This window comes from Nocardioides sp. NPDC057772 (genome assembly GCF_042798075.1).
Lineage (GTDB): Bacteria > Actinomycetota > Actinomycetes > Propionibacteriales > Nocardioidaceae > Nocardioides.
The window spans coordinates 1-2,939 of the sequence record NZ_JBHVKN010000337.1; the positions used below are offsets into that span (position 1 = coordinate 1).

Here is a 2,939-nt window from a genome sequence, read left to right on the forward strand (position 1 = left end):
TCGGGCGTCTGTCGGATCTCGACCTCGGCGACGCCGCGGTCGGTCCACTCGTAGGGCACGACCGTGTCGGCGCCGGTCGGCAGCGGAGCACCGGTCATGATCTTCGCCGCAGCGCCCGGCGGGAGTGCCAGCAGCGAAGCCTGCCCGGCGCCGATCTCGCCGAGCACCGGCAACCGCACCGGCGCCTCCGCCGAGGCGGTCGCGACGTCGGCGTAGCGGACCGCGTAGCCGTCCATCGAGGAGTTGTCGAAGCCCGGCAGCGCGACCTCAGCATGGATGTCCTCGGCCACGGCCAGCCCGAGGCAGTCCATCAGGGGCTGCGGATAGGCCGGCATCGGCTCGAGGTCGGCCAGGATTCGCTCGCGGTATTCGGCGGGGGTCACACGCCGAGCCTAGTCGTCGTCCCCGATGGTCGAGCCGCCGGAGCCGCTAGGCGAAGGCGTGTCGAGACCAGCGTCAGTCGGAGAGGACCGTGGCCGGCGCGACGCGTTCGGCACTGGCGCCGTCGAGCTCGACCGCGCCGATGACCTGGACGCCCTTGCCGAAGGTCCAGTCGCCGTTGACGGTCAGCGAGGACGCCTTCCGCAGCGACGGAGCACCTTCGGGGAAGCGCTCGTCGAAGTTCGCGACGTACTTGTAGTAGTCGCTGTCCAGGTCGATGAACGGCACCTCGTCGGCGACCTGGTCGAGCACGAAGCCCTCGCCGATGTCATAGACGTCGGAGCGGAGCACGAGCAGGTCGTTGGTCGTCTTGACCGGCACGAACCGGTCGCGGCCGACCTCGATCAGCTGCGAGCCCTCGAAGACCTCGATCGCGGCGCCCATGGCGGTCTCGATCTGGATGACCTTCGGCGTCGTCGGGTCGGAGGGGTCGACCGTCTTCTCGTTGCGGATCAGTGGCAGGCCGAGGATGCCGTCGCGCTCGTCGAGAACCTTCTTGAGGGCCTTGAGGTCGAACCAGATGTTGTTGGTCGAGCAGTATTTGTGGCGGCTGAGGTCCTGCAGCGCCACCTTGTCCTCGTCGCGGGTCTGCGCGGTCTCACGCCGGATGAGGCGGCCGTCGGACTTGCGGCGCGCGAAGTGACCGCCCTTGCGGTCGCTCGGGGTGCGGCGTACGGCCTCGATGGCGAAGGGGGCTCCGCTCTTCGCGAACCAGCCGGCGACCTTCTCGTCGGGGACGGCGCCGAGGTTGTCGGAGTTGGAGACGAAGACGCGCTCGTAGCCCTGCTCGATGAGCAGGTCGAGCAGGCCGGTGTCGAGGAGAGCGGTGTAGATGTCGCCGTGGCCCGGCGGGCACCACTCCAGCTCGGGGTCCTTGGGCCACTCGACCGGGGTCAGGTCGTCGGCGAGCAGGCGCGGCTCGCGGTTCTGCAGGAACTCCAGCGGCAGGCCCTCCACCGGCAGGTCCTGGTAGCGCTCGAGCGCGGCCAGGCTGTCCTCGGAGGTGCGGAAGGAGTTCATCAGCAGCAGCGGGAGACGTACGTCGTACTTCTCGCGCATGTGCAGGATCTGGCGGGCGATCACGTCCAGGAAGCTCAGGCCCTTGCGCACGCACAGCAGCGACTTCGCACGGTCCATGCCCATCGAGGTGCCGAGACCACCGTTGAGCTTGATCACCGCGGTGGTGGAGATGGCGGTGTGGGCCTCCTCGTCGCTGACCTCGGCGTCGCTGATCGACGGGATGTCGACCGGCTCGATCGTGTCCTCCGGGATCATCCCGGTCTCTCCGTGCTCGAGCTGGCGGTAGTAATGTGCGAATGTTTGCACGGCGACGTCTTCCACGCCGGCATCGCGCATCTTCGCCATTGCCTTGGCCAAACCTGGGCTACCCATAGAGGAAAGCCTAGGCTGTCGTTGTGTCGGGTTCACACACCCCTCCGGGTTCTGATGGTCCAGCCCCCGCTGACTTCGTGGGGCGCAAGACTGCCTTACGCGACCAGTTGTTGACTACCCGGGGGCGCATCGGGCTCCCCCGGCTCGGCTCGCTGGCGCGCTCGCTGTCACAGGTGGTCACTGACATTCCAGACGTACGCAGGGCCGCGACGGTTGCGCTCTACGTCTCGATCGGCACCGAACCCGGCACCGGACCTCTTATCGACGAGCTGGACGCGGCCGGGAAACGCATCCTCCTTCCGTGCCTGTTACCGGACAACGACCTGGACTGGGCCGTCTACGACGGAGAGCTGGTCCGGGCGGCCCGGGGGCTGCTGGAGCCCGGTGGCGAGCGGCTGGGAGTCTCCGCGATCGCCGGGGCCGACGTCGTGCTCGTGCCGGGCCTGGCCGTCGACTGGCAGGGTCACCGGATGGGCCGGGGCGGTGGCTCCTACGACCGCGTGCTCGCCCGGGTGCCTGCCGGAACCTTTACCTGCGCGCTTCTCTATCCGTGGGAGATCGGCGTTCCGGTGCCCGTGGAGGCGCACGACCGCGCCGTGGGTGCGGCCGCGAGCGCGGAGGGAATGCGGCGCTTCTCCTAGGCGTTCGCTAATATTGGCAGTCGCACCCGTCGAGTGCCAGATTCTGTTCTAGGAGAAACGTGCCCACCTACCAGTACGCCTGCACCGAGTGCGGCCACGCCTTCGATCAGTTCCAGAGCTTCAGCGAGGCCTCGCTGACCGAGTGCCCCGAGTGCGGCGGCAAGCTGCGCAAGGTCTTCAGCGCGGCCGGCGTCGTCTTCAAGGGCTCCGGCTTCTACCGCACCGACTCGCGATCCGGCTCATCGTCGTCGACGTCCTCCACGTCTTCGGCGACGTCGTCCTCGAGCACCTCCACCCCGGCGCCCGCCGCTTCCGGCTCTTCCGACTGACCGAGAGGTCACCCGCGTCGAGCGAGGCGTCAGCCACGTCGACCGAGGCGTCACTTGGGTCGGCCGAAACGTCATCTACGTGACGTCTCGGCCGACCTAAGTGACGCCTCGGCATTGCTTATCCACAGGGTTGTCC

General features: G+C 68.2%; 3 protein-coding genes and 1 pseudogene. 2 read left to right on the top strand and 2 right to left on the bottom strand.

Features of this window, described 5'->3' with window-relative positions:
• Positions 1–383 (bottom strand): annotated as a pseudogene (locus ACFVJS_RS27275) (molybdopterin molybdenumtransferase MoeA); the annotation flags it as partial.
• Between the two features lie 73 nt (positions 384–456).
• Entirely contained in the window at positions 457–1,833 is a 1,377-nt protein-coding gene (locus ACFVJS_RS27280; RefSeq protein WP_378886682.1) for a UTP--glucose-1-phosphate uridylyltransferase, read from the bottom strand.
• A 77-nt stretch (positions 1,834–1,910) separates the two neighbouring features.
• On the opposite strand from ACFVJS_RS27280, the gene ACFVJS_RS27285 reads away from it, so the two are divergent.
• Both ACFVJS_RS27285 and ACFVJS_RS27290 read left to right on the top strand, forming a co-directional pair.
• Positions 1,911–2,474 (top strand): 5-formyltetrahydrofolate cyclo-ligase, encoded by a 564-nt coding sequence (locus tag ACFVJS_RS27285; RefSeq protein ID WP_378886683.1) that lies wholly within the window; start codon positions 1,911–1,913, stop codon positions 2,472–2,474.
• A 59-nt stretch (positions 2,475–2,533) separates the two neighbouring features.
• Positions 2,534–2,803, top strand: a complete 270-nt coding sequence (locus ACFVJS_RS27290) for an FmdB family zinc ribbon protein (RefSeq protein WP_378886684.1) — start codon at positions 2,534–2,536, stop codon at positions 2,801–2,803.
• Positions 2,804–2,939: the final 136 nt, after the last annotated feature.